Source organism: Nostoc sp. DedSLP03, from assembly GCF_034530815.1.
Taxonomy (GTDB): domain Bacteria; phylum Cyanobacteriota; class Cyanobacteriia; order Cyanobacteriales; family Nostocaceae; genus Nostoc.
Genome location: NZ_JAVRCK010000009.1, coordinates 127544 through 147431, shown reverse-complemented (window position 1 = coordinate 147431; position 19888 = coordinate 127544). Strand labels below are relative to the sequence as shown.

21 protein-coding genes are annotated in these 19888 nt (G+C 42.4%); 13 read left to right on the top strand and 8 right to left on the bottom strand.

Features of this window, described 5'->3' with window-relative positions; all coding sequences use genetic code 11:
- Positions 1–374: 374 nt before the first annotated feature.
- Positions 375–1358 carry a CHAD domain-containing protein gene (locus RM368_RS06885; protein WP_322693380.1) on the bottom strand — a complete coding sequence of 328 codons (984 nt, stop codon included), beginning with the start codon at positions 1356–1358 and terminating at the stop codon, positions 375–377.
- Positions 1359–1646: 288 nt separating this feature from the next.
- On the opposite strand from RM368_RS06885, the gene RM368_RS06880 reads away from it, so the two are divergent.
- Entirely contained in the window at positions 1647–2714 is a 1068-nt protein-coding gene (locus RM368_RS06880) for a DUF3616 domain-containing protein (protein ID WP_322693379.1), read from the top strand.
- Positions 2715–2744: 30 nt separating this feature from the next.
- Here RM368_RS06880 and RM368_RS06875 read toward each other — a convergent pair whose 3' ends face one another.
- On the bottom strand, positions 2745–3149 hold the full coding sequence (locus RM368_RS06875; RefSeq protein ID WP_094347724.1) for an NIL domain-containing protein: 405 nt from the start codon (positions 3147–3149) through the stop codon (positions 2745–2747).
- 314 nt (positions 3150–3463) lie between these two features.
- Here RM368_RS06875 and RM368_RS06870 point away from each other — a divergent pair, with 314 nt between their 5' ends.
- From RM368_RS06870 to RM368_RS06860, 3 genes are all read left to right on the top strand, one after another.
- The gene (locus RM368_RS06870; RefSeq protein WP_322693378.1) at positions 3464–6592 is read left to right on the top strand and encodes a response regulator; all 3129 of its coding nucleotides are present in this window, start codon (positions 3464–3466) and stop codon (positions 6590–6592) included.
- A complete protein-coding gene (locus tag RM368_RS06865) occupies positions 6564–6950 on the top strand; it encodes a response regulator (protein ID WP_322693377.1) in 387 nt (128 codons plus the stop codon). Before RM368_RS06870 ends, RM368_RS06865 begins: the two co-directional genes overlap by 29 nt.
- Positions 6951–7380: 430 nt before the next feature.
- A complete protein-coding gene (locus RM368_RS06860; protein WP_322693376.1) occupies positions 7381–8139 on the top strand; it encodes a sterol desaturase family protein in 759 nt (252 codons plus the stop codon).
- Between the two features lie 98 nt (positions 8140–8237).
- Here the strand turns inward: RM368_RS06860 and RM368_RS06855 are convergent, their stop codons facing one another.
- Positions 8238–8594, bottom strand: a complete 357-nt coding sequence (locus RM368_RS06855) for a hypothetical protein (protein ID WP_322693375.1) — start codon at positions 8592–8594, stop codon at positions 8238–8240.
- 312 nt (positions 8595–8906) lie between these two features.
- Positions 8907–9776 (bottom strand): 3-deoxy-7-phosphoheptulonate synthase, encoded by an 870-nt coding sequence (gene aroF / locus RM368_RS06850; protein WP_322693374.1) that lies wholly within the window; start codon positions 9774–9776, stop codon positions 8907–8909.
- Positions 9777–10448: 672 nt separating this feature from the next.
- Here aroF and RM368_RS06845 point away from each other — a divergent pair.
- The 6 genes from RM368_RS06845 (at position 10449) to RM368_RS06820 (ending at position 14095) form a co-directional block, all read left to right on the top strand.
- On the top strand, positions 10449–10733 hold the full coding sequence (locus RM368_RS06845; RefSeq protein ID WP_322693373.1) for a hypothetical protein: 285 nt from the start codon (positions 10449–10451) through the stop codon (positions 10731–10733).
- Positions 10734–10766: 33 nt separating this feature from the next.
- Positions 10767–11261 (top strand): hypothetical protein, encoded by a 495-nt coding sequence (locus RM368_RS06840; RefSeq protein WP_322693372.1) that lies wholly within the window; start codon positions 10767–10769, stop codon positions 11259–11261.
- 224 nt (positions 11262–11485) lie between these two features.
- Entirely contained in the window at positions 11486–12169 is a 684-nt protein-coding gene (locus RM368_RS06835; RefSeq protein WP_322693371.1) for a pentapeptide repeat-containing protein, read from the top strand.
- Between the two features lie 246 nt (positions 12170–12415).
- Positions 12416–12622 carry a hypothetical protein gene (locus RM368_RS06830; RefSeq protein ID WP_322693370.1) on the top strand — a complete coding sequence of 69 codons (207 nt, stop codon included), beginning with the start codon at positions 12416–12418 and terminating at the stop codon, positions 12620–12622.
- A gap of 94 nt (positions 12623–12716) precedes the next feature.
- Complete coding sequence (locus tag RM368_RS06825; RefSeq protein ID WP_322693369.1) at positions 12717–13571, top strand: DUF72 domain-containing protein; 855 nt, start codon at positions 12717–12719, stop codon at positions 13569–13571.
- An 83-nt stretch (positions 13572–13654) separates the two neighbouring features.
- Positions 13655–14095, top strand: coding sequence for a hypothetical protein (locus RM368_RS06820; protein WP_322693368.1), 441 nt, complete (start codon positions 13655–13657; stop codon positions 14093–14095).
- A gap of 230 nt (positions 14096–14325) precedes the next feature.
- On the opposite strand, the gene RM368_RS06815 is transcribed toward RM368_RS06820, so the two are convergent.
- The 4 genes from RM368_RS06815 to RM368_RS06800 form a co-directional block, all read right to left on the bottom strand.
- The gene (locus RM368_RS06815; protein ID WP_322693367.1) at positions 14326–14733 is read right to left on the bottom strand and encodes a VOC family protein; all 408 of its coding nucleotides are present in this window, start codon (positions 14731–14733) and stop codon (positions 14326–14328) included.
- Positions 14734–14828: 95 nt separating this feature from the next.
- Positions 14829–15239: a VOC family protein gene (locus tag RM368_RS06810; protein WP_322693366.1), complete on the bottom strand. Its 411-nt coding sequence runs from the start codon at positions 15237–15239 to the stop codon at positions 14829–14831.
- A gap of 22 nt (positions 15240–15261) precedes the next feature.
- Positions 15262–15705 (bottom strand): YybH family protein, encoded by a 444-nt coding sequence (locus RM368_RS06805; protein WP_322693365.1) that lies wholly within the window; start codon positions 15703–15705, stop codon positions 15262–15264.
- A gap of 35 nt (positions 15706–15740) precedes the next feature.
- A complete protein-coding gene (locus RM368_RS06800; RefSeq protein ID WP_322693364.1) occupies positions 15741–16100 on the bottom strand; it encodes a YciI family protein in 360 nt (119 codons plus the stop codon).
- Positions 16101–16375: 275 nt separating this feature from the next.
- Between RM368_RS06800 and RM368_RS06795 the strand changes: the two genes are divergently transcribed.
- From RM368_RS06795 to chrA, 3 genes are all read left to right on the top strand, one after another.
- Positions 16376–17629, top strand: a complete 1254-nt coding sequence (locus RM368_RS06795) for an RNA polymerase sigma factor (RefSeq protein WP_322693363.1) — start codon at positions 16376–16378, stop codon at positions 17627–17629.
- Between the two features lie 517 nt (positions 17630–18146).
- Entirely contained in the window at positions 18147–18587 is a 441-nt protein-coding gene (locus tag RM368_RS06790; protein ID WP_322693362.1) for a beta-lactamase hydrolase domain-containing protein, read from the top strand.
- On the top strand, positions 18584–19804 hold the full coding sequence (gene chrA / locus RM368_RS06785) for a chromate efflux transporter (RefSeq protein ID WP_322693361.1): 1221 nt from the start codon (positions 18584–18586) through the stop codon (positions 19802–19804). Before RM368_RS06790 ends, chrA begins: the two co-directional genes overlap by 4 nt.
- Positions 19805–19888: the final 84 nt, after the last annotated feature.

The window sequence follows — 19888 nt, the reverse complement described above, 5'->3', positions numbered from 1 at the left end:
GTCTCTGACTCAATGTCTGGCTGGAGGCAGAGCCTCTAATAAGCCATTCCCAGTCGGAGACTGGAAACGAGAAGTGAGAGAACAATCGGAAAATCAAGCTTTTTCCGACTTGTGTATACACCGTAGGCCCCTCTCCTAGTGGTTTAGCAAACCACACTTTAAGTTGTCACCAATAGCCGGAGGCTGGGAACGAGGTAAGACATTGCCATGAAAATTAGCTGCTAGTGGAAGCGCTTGCCCTTTCTTTTACAACTTCAGCTTTTTTGTTATCAATGGGAATTGCACAACATAGACAGAACAAGAAGCATGGTGAAGAACGTAATTACTAACACTGCCATTTGTTAGTCCAATCTTTTCTCAACAAAGAGTAACTTTTAACTGATTACTCCTGAAAGTGGGTGCAGTATTGTTAAATGAAAACTATGTCTGGTTTCAGTTTTAAGATACCGTTCTTGCAAAGGTTGCCACTGCTGCCACGACTGGTAACGATTTTCAGTTAATAAATTAGCAAGGGTGGGCAACTCAGTGTGAATTTCTGACTTATATACATCTCCAAGCCAGTCAGTTAAAACGGCACTATCTTGCATTGTGCCCAAAATTTCTTGGATATTTTTTACTTCTGTAATATAAGCTTCGTAAGACTCGCCATATAAGTCAGTAAATAACTCCATTTGATAGCGTATACGTTTGGCTTCTTTTCGCAAACTATGAAGATTTTCACCTTCTGTTGTCAATTGTTTTTCTATCTTTTTTGGTTTCCAGTTTTTCTGGATCTTCACTTCTGATTCTACAATTTCAGTACCAACTAGCCAACCTGGATGCAATAAGAAGTTACTCACTTCTGGTAAAAGTAAATCTGGTAGTACTTGCTGAATGGCAATAGATGCCAAAGGTTGATAAGTAGGTTTCTCTAACCATTTATCCAATGCATCTTTTAAAGACTTGTAAGATTCATCGTTTAATGTTTTCTGCACGCTCGATTCTACATCTTCACGTTGTTTCGCCAAAGCTGTAAAAGCTGTTTGCAGAGATTCCTGTTCTTTGCGGGGTAAGTTTGGTTTATAATTATTTTCCAAACTTTCTTTAAGTACGTCTAAATCTCGCAGATTACCAAGACGACGAGCTATTTTACCAATATTTTTATCGCTGACTGGTTTCGACAGATCCACTGCTAGCCCAAATCGAGTTACCGCTGTCCGTAAGCGGCGCATTCCCACTCGCATCTGGTGCAGCGCTTCTGGATCTTCATCTTTCTTCACTGATTTTTCCCACTTCAAGGTTTTCTTAAAGTGTTTTTCAATCGCTTGGTAGGCGTAGTCACCAAGAGTTTTTACTGTAGTTTGTGTAGCTAATTTCATAATTTATCTGAATTATTACCTGACGAAGTTATTGCATAATAACAAGATTATTTGATAAATTGCATATACTTTTGAGATTTTTTTAGGTATGCTAATTCTTAGCTATGCTTATAACTATTGATAGTTGCATTCTATTTTATAAATATGCAATATCTATCAAAGGGTTACAATCATTTCATCACCTTCAGTTGATATAAGCTATAGTTTTGAGAATCAGATTTTTTGCGCATCAAGTTATATATTATAATAGCATGGCTAGTATGTTTGTAACTATCAATATAATTTAAAATGTCAAACTTACATTTGTTAAATCAAGTTTTATTGACTTTTGTAGATTCTTTTAAAGAGCATAGAGAAGATTTATCAGCACTGCTACTAACACATCAGAAGTATTTATGGTTAGGGTCAGATGAAACTTCAACTATTGAGCGTCTTTCTTTGATTAATACTGATAAATTTACAGAACATCTACAATTTCGTGTAGCAGAATTTATCGATTTACCTGCACCAGAAGAGGAAGAAATTGATATAGAAGGACTGGCTTACACAGATAATTACTTATGGTTTGTTGGTTCTCACAGCTACAAACGTAAAAAATCCAAACCCGAAAATACAGATGCCAAAAACTTTAAAAGGCTAGCAAAAATTGAATCAGAACCTAACCGTTACATTTTAGGACGAATTCCTCTGATAGACGGTAAGCTATTCTCATCTTGTCCACATCCCGAAAAGCCAGATGTGCAATTGACTGCCAGTAAATTAGAGGTGACGAATCAGGGGAATTTGCTGATGACAGCTTTAGCAGATGATGCCCATTTAGGCTTGTTTATTCAAGCAGCAATTCCCGGAAAGGATAATGGCTTTGATATTGAAGGAATAGGCATTTATCAAAACCGCGTCTTTCTGGGTTTGCGCGGGCCTGTATTGCGAGGTTGGGCTGTGGTGCTGGAAATAGAGTTAGAAGATTCTACCCCTGGATTGATGAAACTAAAGCAAATTGGAGAATTGCAGGAGTTATATAAAAAGCATTTTATCTGGTTGAATGGTTTGGGAATTCGAGATTTATATGTAGACGATCGAGATTTGTTGATTTTAGCTGGGCCAACGATGGATTTAGATGGCCCCGTGCAAGTTTATCGCTGGGTAAATGGTGTGAATATGCGAGAAAATGTCTTCAGCAATCCCGATTTTGTGCAAGATATTCCTTATGGAAATCGGGAAGAACACGCTGAAGGAATGACGCTGTTTCAAGATGTAACTGGCATACCTTCGTTATTGGTAGTTTATGATTCTCCAGCAAAAAGTAGGCTGGTGGGTGATGATAGTGTAATGGCGGATGTGTTTAAGTTGGGCTAACTTCAATCTTGGATTTGGGATTTTAGATTGTTAAATGTTAGTAGAAATTGCTTGTACGGGACAAGTGGGGATACACTGTTCGCAGACGATACAGCGCGATCGCGTGAATGTCAACTTGTATGTCTCTGGCTGGAGGGTGAGGGCTTCGGTAGGACAAACCCCAGTACACAAGCCACAGTGGACACACACATCCTCGTCGATCGCAATTTCGCCTAACGTCGAAGAAACATTAACATTACGCGATCGCATCCACTCGATCGCCGCATCTAATTGATCGATGTCTCCCGATAATTCCACTACCAATTTGCCAATTTGATTTGGGGCAACTTGGGCGCGGATAATATTCGCAGCGACGTTGAACTCTTTAGCCAGTACGTAAGTGACTGGCATTTGCACGGCGCGTTTTGGGAAGGTGAGGGTTACTCGTTTTTTCACAGGTTTAGCAGAGGGTTTTTTCTGTTGTAGCGTATTGAGAGTTTTATCGAAACAATCGGGTCTAAAACCTCGCCTTTTAAGGCAAAAGTTTGGCAAGCGGGGTATAAATACCCGTTACAAAAACGGCCTCCTGCCTCCTGCCTCCTGCCTTCGTTAAAATTAATCAATATTGATATTTGTTAATGATTAGGAACCGCAAATATAGACCTTTTGGAAGATGCTTTAAAAATCAGTATTGATACTATATTAAACTTGCCATTTAAATTGATTACTTGTTATCTGTTATATCCATTTTAACTTGGAAAGCTTTTAACATGAAAATTTTAGTTGTCGAAGATGACGAGTTAAGTGCATATTCACTCACCTGCGTTTTAACTAACCAAAACTACGCGGTTGAAGTTGCCACTGATGGTGATACTGCTTGGAATTTTATTCAAACTTACGATTATGATTTAATCCTCCTAGATGTAATGTTGCCCAAACTGGATGGCATTAGTCTTTGTCGTCAAATTCGGTCTAGTGGTCTGCAAATGCCAATATTATTATTGACAGGGTGCGATAGTAGTCATGAGAAAGCGATCGGACTAGATGCAGGCGCAGATGACTACGTAGTTAAACCCTTTGACGCAGAAGAGTTAATTGCTCGTGTTCGGGCACTGTTGCGTCGCAAAGGCGTAACCTCGCAACCTGTACTGGAATATGGTGGGTTGCGGCTAGACCCTAGTAGCTGTGAAGTCATGTATGCTGGAAAGCTGCTGGCACTTACTCCCAAAGAGTATGCTCTTTTAGAACTATTCTTGCGAAATACTCGTCGGGTGTTTAGCTGCGGCATGATTTTAGAACATCTGTGGTGTTATGAAGACACTCCACAAGAAGAAGCTGTTCGCACCCATATCAAAGGGTTACGACACAAACTCAAAGCTGTAGGAGCGCCCAGTGATTTGGTTGAAACCGTTTACGGTATTGGCTATCGGCTGAAATCACTGGCAGAGGAAAAGGGCAGAGGGGCAGCACTTCGGCTACGCTCAGTGACCGAGGGGCAGGAGGGCAGGGGGGCAGAGGAGCAAAGGGGCAGAGAGGAATTAGATTGCGAAAAATCCTTGGTTCCTAATCTCAAATCACAACAGCAAACATTAATGGCAGTTGCGGAAATTTGGCAACGATTTCAAAAGCGGGTAGACGAGCAGGTGAGGGTGCTGGAGGAAGCGATCGCAACTTTAAACCAAAATAGTTTAAATCCCGATTTGCGATCGCTTGCAGTCAAAGAGGCGCATACCTTGGCGGGATCTTTAGGTACTTTTGGCTTGCCTCTTGGCTCAAAATTAGCACGCAATATCGAACTTTTACTGAGTTCTGGTCAAACCCTGAGTCAATCTGAAATTAGCAACCTCGAAAGTTGGGTAAAGTTATTGCGTCAGGAAATTGACGGAAACGACGCAGCAGCAATATCTTCATCACCAACCCCACAGGTTTTAGAAACAGTCACACAACCACTGCAAAATGACCTCGATGCAGAAACTAAAATATTGGTTGTGGATGACGATCCGCAAATTCAGGCATTTTTACAAACCTTACTTAGTCCTTGGGGATTAAAAGCGATCGCTCTTGAAGATCCGCGTCAGTTCTGGGAAATTTTAGAAATAATTACGCCAGATATGCTGATTCTGGATGTGGAATTACCTTATACAAATGGTATAGAACTTTGCCAATTAGTACGCAACGATTCGCGCTGGTGTGAGTTACCCATTCTATTCCTGACTGTGCATAGCGATGCCGAGATGGTAAATCAAGTGTTTAGTGTTGGTGCTGATGACTTTGTAAGTAAGCCCATTGTTGGGCCAGAACTAGTAACCCGGATCGTCAATCGCTTAGAACGAATGAAATTGCGGCAGCGCGTCGTCCAGGGAGGTAGGGAGGCAGGGGGGCAGGGGAGTAGAGGGGCAGGGGGAGCAGGGGAAGCAGGGGAAGCAGGGGGAGCAGGGGAAGATAGGGAAGTAAATTCCTCCTTGTCCCCCTTGTCCCCCTCATATCCCTCATCTCTCAATTTACAAGCCATCAACGAACTGGAATTGCGAGTAGCAGAGCGCACTGCTGAGTTAATTCGGGTGAATCAACAGTTGCAGTCACAACTTGATGAACGTCAACGGACACAGGGAGAATTACGGTTCTCTCAAGCCCGATTTGCACGAATTTTAGATATTGCTGATGATGCAATTATTTCCATTAACGGGTTCCAAAGCATCACTTTATTTAATCAAGGAGCAGAGAAGATTTTTGGCTACTCGGCTCAGGAAGTGATTGGACAAGGACTTGATTTACTCTTACCGCAGCGCTTTTTTCAAGCGCATCGTCAACATGTGGTTGACTTTGGTCAATCTCCCAATGTTGCCCGTCGGATGGGAGAACGGCGTGAAATCTACGGACGCCGCAAAAATGGTACTGAATTTCCAGCGGAGGCTTCTATCTCTAAAATAGAGATGGCTGAGGAAATATTTTATACGGTTATTTTACGAGATATCACAGAGCGCAAACTAATTGAACGTATGAAAGATGAATTTGTCTCTGTTGTTAGTCATGAACTCCGCACACCTTTAACTTCGATTCACGGCTCTCTAGGAATGCTAGCCAGTGGTTTGCTAGCAACAAACTCAGAGCAGGGAAAACGCCTATTGCAAATTGCCACTGATAGCAGCGAACGCCTAGTACGTTTAATCAACGACATCCTAGACATTGAGCGCATCGAGTCGGGTAAGGCGAAGATGGAACCAGAAATCTGCAATATTGTTGACTTGATCGTTCAAGCAGTAAATGTCATGCAGCCTTTGGCTGACAAAGCAGGAGTGAAAGTATCTGTTTCTGCTATATCTGGCCAAGTATTGGTAGATGCCGATCGCATTGTCCAAACATTGACCAATCTATTGAGTAACGCCATTAAATTCTCGTCTGCTGGATCTACGGTTTGGTTAGGGGCGCAACAACAAGGTAATGAAGTTTTGTTGACAGTCAAAGATACTGGCCGCGGTATCCCAACAGACAAACTTGAAAGTATCTTTGAGCGCTTTCAACAAGTTGACTCTTCCGATTCACGTAACCATGATGGTACTGGTTTAGGTTTGGCAATTTGCAAAAGCATTATGCAACAACACAGCGGACGCATCTGGGCTGAAAGTGCATTGGGTGAAGGTAGCACTTTTTACGTCACTCTGCCATTATTTAAGGCTTTCCAAAATTCTGATTTAGAAGACTCTTCCAACATTCCCTTAGTTCATAGTAGTTACGAGCCAACTACAAATAACCAACTAAGTCCAGATGCAGAAATTTTGAGCAACGGGCGTGTGACTACTAAGGAATTTGAACAACGGGTGATGAAATTACTTCAGAGGATTACCCCGAACCAACAAGAGGATAGCAGTGATGACAACAAAGCAAATTCTAGTGGTTGATAACGAGCAGTATATTCAAGAAGTTGCCAAGATTTGCTTAGAAACAGTCGCAGGCTGGAAAGTAGTGACTGCGAGTTCTGGTCAAGAGGGCATAATTAAAGCTGAAACTTACCAACCAGATGCAATTTTATTAGATGTGATGATGCCAGAGATGGATGGCATCACTACCTTTGAAAAGTTACAAGCCAATCCATTAACCAAAGCGATTCCAGTAATTTTGTTAACTGCTAAAATCCAAGCTTCCGATCGCCGTCGCTATAATCAGATGGGAATGATTAGCGCGATCGCGAAACCATTCAATCCTCTAGAATTAGCTGCTGAAGTAGCCGTAGCCTTGGGCTGGAGCCTAGAAAAGTAGAACAAAATCCATAGTAAATTAATTTATAAAAAATAGACTAGGGAAAAGTGATTTAAAGGTTTTTTAGGTGTTAAAGAACACAATGGGTAAAATAAATTTAATTGTTGTTGAAATATATAATATAAACAAACAACTTAAAGAAATTGTAACTAAGTTACAAAATTAGCTATTTACTACAATTTCAGTCAATCAAGAACCTTTTTTTATGAATAGTAATAATTTATATTTATATATGCAATAAAATTAGTTTAATTTTTATTATAAAAATTAATATATATTATCTGAACTACTTGATGCTGTAAAATAAGCAGGGGATTTTGTCGATTAACAAATTAAATCTTAATTTGGTTATTTTTGGTAATGAAGACCAAAAAAATCGGACATAATCAGCATTTTCATTTCACCAAATTAATCTTACGGATGGGTCTAATTGACGAATCACTCATTTTGGTATTATTGCTTTTTCTTGTTCGGTATCACTCTTGCCCGATACTTTCTAATTGCTGGCGGAGCATACTTGCTCTTTTATTTAGTTTTAGGAAAGTATCTTGCCAACAAGAGTTTGCGTTTGAAACCGTTGATGAATTGTTCCATTAAATATGATATTGAATTATCAGTAATCTCCACAGTAGTTTTTGCTATTGCTGGAGCATTTACGATCTCAGAGTATAATTTGGGAGCAACCCTGCTATACGCTGACATCTGGAAATACGGACTGTGGTATTTAATAGTTAGCTTTATTGCAGTACTAATTCTTCAAGATACTTACTTTTATTTTATCCATCGGATGTTTCACCATCCTCGAATTTTTAGATGGATGCATTTTGGACATCACCGTTCAGGAGAGCCAACACCCTGGAGTTCTTCTGCCTTCGACTTACCAGAAGCAATTGTACAAGCACTTTTTTTTGTAGGTGTAAGCTTCATAGTTCCCCTGCATTTCGTCACCTTAGTTGCCGCACTTATAACTATGACAGTATGGGCAGTGTTTACTCATCTTGGATTTGAGCTATTTCCCTCCTCATCTAAAAGTTACTGGATTGAAAAGTGGCTTATTGGTTCTATGCATCATTCCATACATCATCGCAAGTATAAAGTACACTACGGTTTGTATTTTACGTTCTGGGACAAACTGCTTGGTACTGAAGATCCTAATTATGAAAACCAAACACACACAAGAGAATTTTAACTATAGCAGTCCTAAATCATTTTTTTCTGTTGGCTATTATTAGTCATTTGTCCTTTTTCATTTGTGATTACAAAGGACAAATGACTAATGACTAATGACTATTTAATTTTTGTCGAATTCTCAAGCTTGTTTGGATTCACCCAACGGTTGACAAATTCGTTATTATGTTTGGAAATCTTAATTTGCACTTGTTTGGAACTTAACTTAATTATTTCAGCAGGAATTCTTTGGATATCGCTAGAATCTGTGCGGGGCTTGTAAAGCCAAATGACTTTTTGCCCAACTTGAAAGTTGTTAGGATGATTAGTTAAAGAAGCCGTACTGTCTGCCCAAGAGGGAAAAGCAATTACTAAGTTGATTAAAAGTACTAAAACTACTAAAGTGATTTGAACAAGTTTCATAATCATTGCACTTGTCTTAGGTTTGATGGGGCTATCAATCTGCTGCTCTAACATTTAGTTATTATCCTTATTTAGATTTTCAAAATTGAAAGATCGGTATACTAAAACCTTTTTAGGCAATTTAGTAAAAGTTAAAATATCTACTGATTTCAGGATAAAACGATTTGAAGAATAAAATCAAATAGTCTTATTTTTTAAAACGATAAGTTCTATTTATATATATAAGATTGTGTTGCCAAAATCCGTTTGAGAACAAATGCAATCGCTGAAGTAACAACTTGATTTTACGAAAGCGATCGCTGTTTGCCATCAACCCAAAATAAATCTTTTGGCTGAGATATTGAAGCGATCGCCGTTTGCTGAAATTTAAGCCGCCCAAAAAATCGGGGCAGGTGACAAACCCGCCCCAACATCTGATATACTGCGCCCAACGGCTGTAGCTACAGGCTTTAAACTATCAACTAAATGCACCATATCTTCTAAAGAAAGTGCTTGACGGGCATCAGAAACAGATTTTTCTGGTTCTGGGTGACATTCAATAATTAATCCATCTGCACCGCAAGCGATCGCAGCCCTAGCTACAGGTGCGACCAACTCCCGTTTGCCGACGGCATGGGAAGGATCTACAATTACAGGCAAGTGAGTTATTTGCTTGAGTGCTGCCACTGCCCCTAAATCTAGGACGTTACGGGTGTAATCGTCGAAACTGCGAATACCTCTTTCGCACAACACCACATCAGCATTCCCGTGACTAAGGATATATTCAGCAGCCATGACGAATTCTTCAATAGTCGCTGCTAAACCACGTTTGAGTAGTATTGGTTTACCAGCTTGTCCCAAAGCTTTGAGCAAATCAAAGTTTTGCATATTGCGGCTACCAACTTGAAGCATATCAGCGTGGGCGGCGACTACTTCAATTTGGGAAATTGACATCACCTCCGTAACAACTGGCATATTGTAATGCGATCGCACCCTGGCTAAAATCTCTAATCCTGACTCTCCCATACCTTGGAAAGCATAGGGAGATGTGCGAGGTTTGTAGACACCGCCACGCAACCCCTGTACTGATGCAGTAGATAGCCTTTGGGCGACTATCTCCATTTGTTCTAAGCTTTCAACAGTGCAGGGCCCGCCGATAATTACCAGTTCTTTACCGCCGAAAGCGACTTCTTTTGAGATTTTAACGATTGTCTGGTGGTTGAGATGGGCTTGTGCAGCAAGTTTGGCATTAATCATGATTATATTCTCCTGAAAAATTAAGTATTGGGAATTGGGAATTGGGCATTGGGCATTGGGCATTGGGCGTTAGGAGTGCTGAGTTAAGAGTTAAGAGTTAAGAGTTAGGAGTTTTGTTTATCCCCTTGTCTCCCTTGTCCGTCTATTCCCCATGCCCCATTCCCCATGCCCCATTCCCTATTAACAAAAAAGCCCGAAACCAAGAGTTCCGGGCGCGTTCTGATTCATTGGCATGACGCTATTTACCCGGAATTTATTCTGGGCCAAAAGTAAAAGCCATAAAACCAGCTAATGAAATAAGTCATGACAATGAAATTCTCCTTAAAAAAACAAAAACCGCAGAGTATGCTCTGCGGTTCACCGGGCGGTTTCCATTAGGAAACTGAATTCACCCCCGGTGAACCACCCTAAACCAAAAATAAAAGTAGGAATTTGTGTTAAGCATTTGCGGGCTTTTTGCTAGAAAACTTAATAAATATACCTATCTAATGTAAACTTAGCAGGAAGAGTGGGCTTTGTCAAGACCTGCACAAACTATAAAAAAACGATAGACTCAGTACAACTCTGGGGATTAAGACTATAACGCTTTGCACAATTCAAAATCACGCTCTGTTCTGATTGTACTAGTTGCTTATTTGCGTAGACGAAAAAAGCGGTGAGGGGGTCGCAGTCTTGGCGGTTCCCGTCGTTAGCGACGTTCGCGTAGCGTCTCGCAGAGAAGGAGCGTCACCCCCGAACCCGTTGGCGTGGTCACTGAGCGTAGTCGAAGTGCAGCCTCTCGTAGAGAAGGGCTTGTCATTAAAGATTCGCAATAGTTATATAACCTCAGAAGAAAAAGCCAGGATTGAGAAGTTAAAATATATAATTCTCCTGACTTCATCTGACGAAAGCTTATTGCAAGGAATTGACAACCGCCATATCGCCACCGCCATACATTATTGCCCAAGTTCTCATTGACCAGATCAATTTTTTAGGATCATCTGTCTGATTATGCCCAGTTCCAAAATCTTAACCCAATCTTTCGACTATTATGGAGCTTACCCCTGCCCAGTCTGTCGAATAGGTAAGATTTCTCACATGCCATTGATGGAAGCTATGGCTTGTGACTTTTGCCAAGAAATTTTTACAGTCAACTTAGAGCAACAGCAAATCAAGATGCCTTCTAGGCAACCACCTTTAACTTGGCGTTGGAATGGGTTTAGTTGGACAGAAGGCCAGTTGGAAGGTGTCGAATTAGGTTGGGGTTATGGATTAGCAGCAGCAGTTTTTATAATTCTTCCCACTACTCTAATTGGCATAGTAGCTTACTATTTTCCTGCTAATCTGAAAGAACCCATTACCTGGATGCCATATATTTGGACAATATTAACCTTCCTATCACATTTATCAATTATTGTTTGGATTTATATTGAAATTTATCAGATTCCAATTGCAGCATATTTTCGAGCGATCGCTCGATGGAGAAATGGAGAGATGGGGAGATGAGAAATCAATTCAAAATTCAAGTTGCGCTTCTAGCGCACCAAAGGTGCGACTCAAAATTCAAAATTCAAAAACTTCTGCCCCCTGCCCCACTTCGGCTATGCTCAGTGACCACCTGCCCCCTGCCTCCTGCCCCATGCCCCCTGCCCCATAATCCATAACAAATGATGCAGCGCATAAATGACTCCATCACTCATAATTAAGTTGATTGTCCACCAAAATATCGTATGAGCGATCTGGAGCGGTACTATAGAGTTTTGGAATTAGAGCCTGGAGCAACACTTGAAGAAGTGAACCAGGCTTACAAAGATTTAGTCTTTGTTTGGCATCCCGATCGCATTCCCAAAGACAATCTCCGTTTACAGCAGAAAGCACAAGACAAGCTGAAAGCTATAAATGAAGCTCGTGAGAAGTTGCGTTCTCTAAAAACCAAACCTCAAACCACACATCAAACTACACATCAAACTACATATCAAACCACACATTACTCACCGTCACCTCAACAGGAAAAACCATCTCAACCAACCCAGAAACCACCAAAGCAAAACCCAGACTTGAGTGGCAAAGACTACAGTCGGGCAAATTTGAGTAATAAAGACTTATCTGGCAGAAATCTGAGTTATGCCAATTTGAGCGGTGCTAATCTTAGCGATACTTTTATGCACAAAGTCAACCTCAGAGGTGCAAATTTATCTGAAGCAAATTTATTTCGGGCAAATCTACTTTTAGCCGATCTCAGGGAAGCGAATTTACGCGCTGCTAATTTGATTGGAGCGGATCTCAGTGGAGCCGACTTGCGAGGAGCCGACTTGACGGGAGCGCGGATTCGCTCTGGTGAGCGGCTTCTGGTTAAATTAGTTGGAACTAATTTAGCAGGGGCAATTATGCCTGATGGTTCAATTTATCAATAGACCTTTTGGCAAAAGTGCTTTTTGCACTCTTGGAGAAAAGGTTTTGGTTAAAGGGGAAAGGGACAATACTGAACCCAATACGCTTGGGTTAAGCAAATTTATCTGTTAAGGCAGGCAGGGGGAGCAGGGGGAGAGAAAAAAGCTTAACTGAACTGTATTGATACAGAACCTTTTCCCGACAATTGCCAAGAAGTCTAATGCAATTGAAAACTGCTATATGCCTGTTTGCTTGCTGAATCTACCCAAATGAGAAAGCAATATGCCTTTTTGCTTGCTGAATTTACCGAAATGAGAAAGCAATCAAGCATTTTGAGAAAGCAATATGCCTTTTTGCTTGCTGAATTTACCGAAATGAGAAAGCAATCAAGCATTTTGAGAAAGCAATATGCCTTTTTGCTTGCTAAATTTACCGAAATGAGAAAGCAATCAAGCATTTTGATAAAAAATCTATGATTTTTTTTAACAAGTCGGTAATTTGACTTAGCTTTATTAATCCCTACAACCTGCGTGTAAAATTGAATATGATACATCAAGGCTTTTAGGCATTGTGAACTTTTTTATCGGTTGTGCTGTTTGGGCATATAAAGGTTGGGTAGGCGAACTCTATCCCCAAGGTACTCGCACTGCTGATTTTCTCCATGTCTATAGTCGTCGCTTCACCACTGTAGAAGGTAACACGACCTTTTATGCCGTGCCTAACCAAGAAACTGTAACTCGTTGGGCTGCCGAAACACCAGCAGATTTTGATTTTTGTCTAAAATTACCGCGAGATATTACCCATCAAAGATTGCTGAAACCTTATATACCAGCTGCTTTAAAATTTCTGGAGGCGATGCGCCCTTTAGGTAAGCATCTTGGCCCAATGTTTGCCCAGTTACCACCGGGCTATGCACCTGCATCACTTGATGATTTGTCCAACTTTCTGGAAGCTTGGCCGCGTACAGAAGCACCCCTAGCAGTGGAAGTTCGGCATCCCGACTGGTTCAAGGAACCCCATGCTAGTAATTTGACGGCGCTTTTAGAAAATTTAGGTGTTGGACGAGTACTGTTAGACTCGCGCCCCATTTACACTGGAGATGATGACCCCCAGTTGCAATCGGAACGGCGCAAACCGAAATTACCGTTGCAATTGAGTGTGACAGCACCTTTTACTCTGATTCGGTTTATTTCTCATCCGAATTTATCGGTGAATCAGCCATTTATGGAAGAGTGGGTAAGGCAGATTCAGCAATGGTTACAGATGGGAGTGCGAATTTATTTCTTTGTCCATTGTCCAATAGAAGCGCGATCGCCTAATACAGCCCGTCACTTTCAACAGCTATTGGAACAGAATGGCACACCAGTTCCACCCCTACCTTGGAATAACCTTGAGCATCCCCCCAATCAACTCAGTTTATGGTGATCCTATTTAGTAGATAATTGGGATTGTAATACTTTTCTGTTAAAGAAAAAACTTTCAGGGCAGTTCTACCAAAGGAGGTTGAGATGAGTCGTCTTCTTTATGAAAACTCAGTTTCATATAAAGGATATCTCATAATTCCATTTGTTTTTGGCAAGGCGGATAATTACGAAATTTATTCGTATAAAATACTATCTGAAATTGGACACAAAAGCAAATTTCATAAAGCAGAAAATCCAGCAGAAATCTATGGAAGTGACGTTAGTAACATCATTGATATTGCTAAAGAGCATATCGATCGAAATTCCGAGTTTGTTCATCGGGGGGATAGTTTTAAGTCTCGCTATGTTTATCGGAACAATTTGATTATCATCTTCCAAGAAGGAGACAAATGTTTTTATGACCATTATCCACCAGAGTTATTAAATAATATTGCAGCTCCAAAGCTATTTAAATCTGAATATGAATGTCTGAATTGGATTAAGCAAGGGTTTGATGGGCGACATCTGCGGCAAAGAGCTATTTGAAGAAGGTAGGAGTATTTGCAATACGGTTCGATTAAAGGGGAAAGGGTAAAGGGGAAAGGGGAATAAAAAACCTTTAACCGCAAACCCATTGCCCTTTTCCCCAAACCCTATTCTGAATTCAAAATGCTTATCCGAACCGTATTGGGAGTATTTGCATTTGTACAGCTATTTACTTAGAAAATAGCTGTAATTTGGAATTTTGCCTTGCAGTATTATTTAGATATCTGCAATCAACCTTGATTTATTGCGCTTGGCTCCATGTAGATAATTTCCCAAATGTGGCCATCTAAGTCAGCAAATCCATGTCCATACATAAAACCGTGATCTTCCGGTTCATTGTAGGTTGTTCCACCAGCGCCGACAGCCTTGCGAATCATTTCATCAACTTGTTCTCGGCTATCAGAAGATAAACACACAAGCACTTCTGTGCTTTTTGTGGCATCACAAATTTCTTTGGGAGTAAACGTCTTAAACTTTTCATGAGTCAAGAGCATGACGAAAATGTTTTCGGACACAATCATACAAGTGGCAGTTTCGTCAGTGAATTGAGAATTAAACTTAAAGCCGAGTTGAGTAAAAAACTCGATCGATTGATTAAGGTTTTTAACTGGCAGATTAACGAAAATTTGAGTACTCATGGGTTCTTCTTTTGAATTATTGCACAGTGAAAGATCGGTGAAAAAGCGCTGAGGTTTTACTCTAGGGAAGACGCCCATAAGCGCTTCCCCACAAGTCAAGCAGTTTTCTGGCAATTGACCATCCACGGAATGCCGAATTGATCGACCAACATACCAAAGCGGACAGACCAAAAGGTTTGATCGATCGGCATCTTCACTTTTCCGTTTTCTGCTAGGGTATGAAAGATGCGTTCTGCCTCCGCTGGCTCGTCAACGCTGATTTGCACGTAAAAGCCTTGGGGTGTTTCAAAATATCCAGGCGGACTGTCAGACCCCATCAAGAGGCGATCGCCCAGATCGAGGCAGACGTGCATGATTTTGTCATGCCATTCGGCAGGTATATGCTCGGCTGAGGGTGCATCTTTGTGGGTCATCATCATGACAATTTTGCCGCCAAGACAGTGTTCGTAGAACTTGAACGCTGCTTCACAGTTGCCGTTGAACATGAGATAAGGATTGAGTTTCATGGCGTTGGCTCAGTAGATTGGGCTATGGGTTGAGCGTGAATACAGCTTGAGAGGTCTCTGGATCGAATGGAACCGAGAGATGTTCGTGTAATATCTGCCATTCGCCTTGATTTTTCTGGCAGACAGCGGTGACGCGCATCCACGTCTGCATTGCTGGATGGTCTTGGCTTCCTGTGAAGCGAAATAGCCAATGTGCAACCGCTAAGTCTTCGCTGACGGTAATCTTCAGGTCTTGTGTTTCAATCTCAAAGGTGTCGGGGAAGTAAGGCAAACATTCTTTCCACACTTGACGCCAAGCATCTTTTCCTTGGGTTTGGAAAGGAGGTTTAACATCGAAGACAATAATCTCGTTGGCATAGTGGGACATGATTTGCTCAACATCCTTGGTGCAGATGGCACGTTGTTGCTCGGCAATTAGTTGGCGAATTTGAACTTCATTAGTGGCGATCGCGTTTTTGGTTGTCATCGTCATCTCTCCTTTTGGGTTGAGGTTGAATGCAGTTATGAATTTTCTGGCAAGCCTGCAACTTCAATTACAGGTCGAATTTCAACGGTACCGACGCTCGCGCCTGGAATCCGCGCGGCGATCGCGATCGCTTCGTCGAGATCCTGAGCATTAATCAGAAAAAAACCGCCCAATTGTTCGCGAGTTTCTGCAAACGGCCCGTCAGTTATTAGTGGTTTGCCGTCGCGCACCCGAACGCTGGTTGCAGTTGCCACAGGGTGGAGTGGGGCGGTTGCGAGATACTGCCCCTTCGAGTTGAGTTGTTGTGCCAGTTGCGCGGATTCAACATAACAATGTTCCCGTTCAGTTTGGCTCAGGGCATTTTCCTCCAGGTAAATCAGTAGCAAATATTTCATCGGGTTGCCTCCTTTATTTCCCGTTGTTACTTCCCTTTGTTAGTAAGTCGAACGGTGCTGTCTCAAATCGACACTCCACCAAAAATTTTTATCGTTTAGTACGATCGGGGTATACCTCCCTTATTTCCCTTTGTTAGTAAGTCGAACGGTGCTAACTCAAATCGACACCTCGCCAAAAATTTTGATCGAAGAAAAGAGAGAAACCGCCCCCTGCCTCCTGCCTCACTTCGACTACGCTCAGTGACCACCTGCCTCCTGCCCCCTTTAATTCAGGTATGATCCCAAACGCAAAAACAGACGTAAACCAAGCGATCGCCTCCCTTTACCAGGCTGAATGGGGGCGGATCGTCGCTATCCTCATCCGCTTGGTGGGGGATTTCGATGTGGCTGAAGAAGCGGTACAGGAAGCCTTTATCGCCGCCGTGAATCAATGGCAGTCGAGCGGCGTGCCCGATCTCCCCCGTGCGTGGATCGTCAAAACAGCCCGATACAAAGCCATCGATCGCCTCCGACGGCGGACACGACTGACGGAAAAATTGGAATGGTACGCCGCCTCCGGGTTAATCCCAACCCGCGAGGAGCCAACTTACGATACAGACGAAATTCCAGACGAGCGGCTGCGGCTGATCTTTACTTGCTGCCACCCAGCACTGGCGATCGAGGCACAGGTTGCTTTGACGCTGCGGTTGCTGGGCGGACTTGAAACAGATGAAATTGCGCGGGCGTTTCTCGTGCCTACAGCAACGATGGCGCAACGACTGGTACGCGCCAAACGCAAGATTCGGGATGCAGGTATTCCCTATAAAGTGCCGGACACAAACGATCTGTCTGTGCGGGTGGACGCAGTGCTGACGGCGATCTATCTGATTTTCAATGAAGGCTACGCGACGACTAGGGGCGAGACGATGGTGAGGGCTGACCTCTGCACAGAAGCGATTCGGCTGGGTCGCCTCGTGAGGACGTTGATGGCACCGCAACCGCCCTCAGAAGTGACTGCACTCTTGGCGCTGATGTTGCTGCACGACTCCCGGCGCGATGCCCGTTTGGATGAGGCAGGCGATCTGGTGTTGCTTGAAGATCAGGATCGTAGTCGCTGGAATCAACAGCAGATTGCTGAGGCGCTACCGCTCGTTGAAGAGGCATTGCGGGGCGAAATTGGTTCCTTTGCAGTACAAGCAGCGATCGCGGCACTACATTGTCAAGCAGCACAAGCAGAAGAAACGGACTGGTTACAAATTGTCCGCCTCTACGATTTACTCGAGAGTTTGCAGCCCTCGCCGATTGTGTCGCTGAATCGGGCGGTGGCGATCTCAATGATAGAGACTCCTCAAACGACCCTCGAACTGATTGATGGGCTTGCCCCTCAACTTAATGACTATCATCTATTTCACGCTACCCGTGCCGAGATGCTGCGCCGCATCGGAGCCTCAGCGTCAGCCGCAGAGAGTTATGCGATCGCGCTTATGCTAGTTACAAATGACAGCGAACGCCGCTTTCTGGAACGTCGGCTGCGCGAAGTTCAGCCTTAAGGATAGGGGAATTTTACCAAGAAGCGATCGCACAGTAGAGATATATACAAATCTAAAGACTTTATTAAATAGCTACCCAGGTAAAAAATGGGTAGTTCTCCGCTATCTTTAAGCAAGCGATTCAGGGATAATTATTTCTATAGAAAAGCGCCAGCAAAAATTTTAGGCTGGTATTTAATAAACCGTATATAAAGCAAAGCCCTGAACTTTTATCAGGGCTTTTTAAATCTAAGCAGAGCAATCGCAGCCTTTTAAATCTGATTATTTCGTTGAAGCGATCGATTATTTATATAGTAGTGCTAGTACTAAAACGACTGATGGCAAGACTGGGGAAATTGATGCTGCGGGAAAACCGTGATTTTCATGTCATTCAAAAAATAGAAGCTGCTTTGCGCGAGTATTTTTCCCTTGGTCAAGGCATTTGCATTTTAGCCTCAACCACTCTACAAAAATTGCTCTATAAATAATCTACATAATAAACTACGATAAAGCTATCGGAATAGTGCTTTTAAAGATTATGAGCAACACTAAAAAAGTTAGTGAAGACTTGAGCGCTGCTCCCCAACTAACTTCTGAGGAGTTAAAACAAGCAGCCCAAGAGGGATTTAAGTCAGTGCTAAACCTGCGTTCTCCCGATGAAGCAGGTTTTCTCAGTGACGAACAGCAGCAAGCTGAAGCGGCTGGACTGCAATATGCTAATGTGCCATTAAAGCCTTCAGAAGCAAATCAAGAGCAAACAGAGTTAGCAATTCAGGAAATTGAGAACTTAGCCAAACCAATTTTAATTCACTGTGCTGCTGGAGCCAGGGCTGGTGGTATCGCCTTGATTGCCAATGCTATTAGTGAAGGTCTGACTTATGAGGAAATTAGTCAAAAAGCGCAAGAGCTTGGTTTAAATTTAGAACAACCCCACCTCAAGCAATTCCTACTTGAAAAGTATATTGCCAAGCAAAAATGACTAACTCAGCACCAAGTCGTTTGGGTGAACTCGCCAACCTGTTTTTTAAATTGGGCGTTATCGGCTTTGGGGGCCCGGTTGCCCATATTGCCATGATTGAAGATGAAGTGGTTAAACGTCGTCAATGGTTGACAAGGGAGCATTTTCTAGATTTGTTGGGCGCAACTAACCTAATTCCTGGGCCAAATTCCACAGAAATGGCTATCCACATAGGATACATCTATGCAGGATGGCTGGGGCTGATTGTGTCAGGCGTTTGTTTCGTCTTGCCTGCGGTTCTAATTACTGGTGGGTTTGCTTGGGTTTATGTTGCCTACGGTACTCTACCCCAAATTACTCCTTTGCTTTATGGAATTAAACCGGCTGTTTTAGCAATTATCATCAATGCCTTGTGGGGGTTAGCCAAAAAGGCTGTGAAAACTCGCCAATTATTAGCGATCGCTTTCGCTGTAGCATTGCTGACATTGTTATTCAAATTAAATGAAGTAATTGCCCTATTAATTGGGGGATTGCTGGGTATGGTTTGGTTACATTCTGGCGAGAAAAACGATAAACCAGGAGATAAAGCCAACTTTCTGATTGCTAGTCTCAGTACAGGTGCAACTTTGAAAGCATCGGCTGTACTTGCTACATCGGTAGCTACTGCATCTACTGTAGCTAATGTTTCTTTATGGCAATTGGGTTGGTTTTTTCTGAAAGTCGGTAGTGTCTTGTTTGGTGGTGGCTACCTTTTGGTGGCTTTTCTGCAAGGGGAATTAGTTCAAGAATACGGCTGGCTGACACAACAGCAATTATTAGATGCGATCGCAATTGGTCAATTTACCCCTGGGCCAGTACTTTCCACTGCGACGTTTATCGGTTATGTGATTGCTGGCACACCTGGCGCAATTGTTGCCACAATCGGAATTTTTCTACCTTCTTTTGTTTTCGTTGCTGCCCTGAATCCTCTAATCCCCCGCTTACGAGCTTCTTCTTGGACTAGAGCATTTTTGGATGCTGTGAATGTTAGTGCTGTAGCCTTAATGGTTGTGACTACTCTGCAACTGGGGACAGCAACTTTAACATTACCACAAGCCCCATTTGTAGATTTTCTCGGTTTGGCGATCGCGATCGTCTCAGCCATTTTAGCTATTCACTTTCGCATCAATGCTGCATGGTTAGTTTTTGGTAGCGCCTTCATTGGCTGGGTTGCTTCCCTCTTGGGCTACACTCGATGAAGTTGCAAGTATTTGAAATTACTCATAGCTTTTAGCTTGACTTTATATTATTAGCGATCGCATTTCCAGGTCAATCTGGGATAA